At 68.0% G+C, this 1,104-nt stretch carries 2 protein-coding genes; both read left to right on the forward strand.

Annotated elements, in window-relative coordinates:
- The coding region (locus tag N2041_RS14330) for a tripartite tricarboxylate transporter substrate-binding protein (protein WP_297679256.1) at window positions 1-337 on the forward strand (337 nt) is incomplete at its 5' end.
- A gap of 15 nt (window positions 338-352) precedes the next feature.
- Window positions 353-1,078 carry an ABC transporter ATP-binding protein gene (locus tag N2041_RS14335; RefSeq protein ID WP_297679258.1) on the forward strand — a complete coding sequence of 242 codons (726 nt, stop codon included), beginning with the start codon at window positions 353-355 and terminating at the stop codon, window positions 1,076-1,078.
- Window positions 1,079-1,104: the final 26 nt, after the last annotated feature.

The raw sequence follows: 1,104 nt of genomic DNA on the forward strand, positions 1-1,104 counted from the left end.
GGGCAAGCTGCGCCTGCTGGCCATGTTCAGCGAGCAACGCAACCCGCGCTGGCCGCAGGTACCGACCCTGCGCGAGCTGGGCCACGAGCAGGCCGTTTACAACTCGCCCTGGGGGCTGGTGGCACCCGCCGGGACGCCGCATGAGATACTGGACGCGTTGCACGACGCCTTCCGCCAGGCCATGTTCACCCCGCGTCACCTGGCCGAGTTGGCCCGCTATGACCAGCTCCCCGACTACCTCGGGCGGGCCGATTACCGCATGGCCCTGTTGCAGGTACAGGCAGCGGAGCGTCGGCTCTTGCAGCGAATGAAACTGCTGGCACCGCCGGCGTCTTGAACCCGAACCGACCCCATGGTGAAATCCGCATTGCAGGCCCAGGGCCTGGTCAAGTCCTACAACGGCAAACCGGCGCTGCGTGGCGTGGATGTGAAATTGGCCGCGGGCGAGTTCGTCGCGCTGCTGGGGCCCAACGGCGCCGGCAAGAGCACGCTCATGCAGTTGCTGACGGGTTTGTTCGTGCCCGACGAAGGTTATATCCAGGTGCTGGGCCACGACTTGCGCCGTGACGCCCCCCGGGCGCTGGCAGGGATGGGCGTGGTGTTTCAACAAATGGCGCTGGACCTGGACCTGTCGGTCCGCGCGAACCTGTTGTTCCACACCGACCTGCATGGCCTGCCGCGCGCGCTGGCGCAACAGCGCATCCAGACCGGGCTGCTGGCCGTGGGGCTGACGGAGCAGGCGGGACAGCCGGTGCGCGCCTTGTCGGGCGGCAACCGGCGCAAGGTGGAACTGGTGCGGGCCATGTTGCACCGCCCCCAGGTGTTGCTCATGGACGAAGCCACGGTGGGGCTCGACCCGGCCTCACGCCAGCAACTGTTGCAGGCCGTGCACGCCTTGCGAGCCGACACGGGGGTTGCCGTGCTCTGGGCCACCCACCTGGTCGACGAGGTGGAGGATGCGGACCGCGTCGTGGTGCTGCACCAGGGGCTGGTGCGATTTGACGGCCCGGTAGCCGGCTTACTGACCCGCACCGGGGCCGACCGCCTGGAGGCCGCTTTCTTTTGCTTAGCACGGTGATGCACGCGCCTCGCTTGAAGGTGCCA

It is taken from the genome of Tepidiforma sp. (assembly GCF_026419595.1).
In the GTDB taxonomy this organism is placed as follows: Bacteria; Chloroflexota; Dehalococcoidia; order Tepidiformales; family Tepidiformaceae; genus Tepidiforma.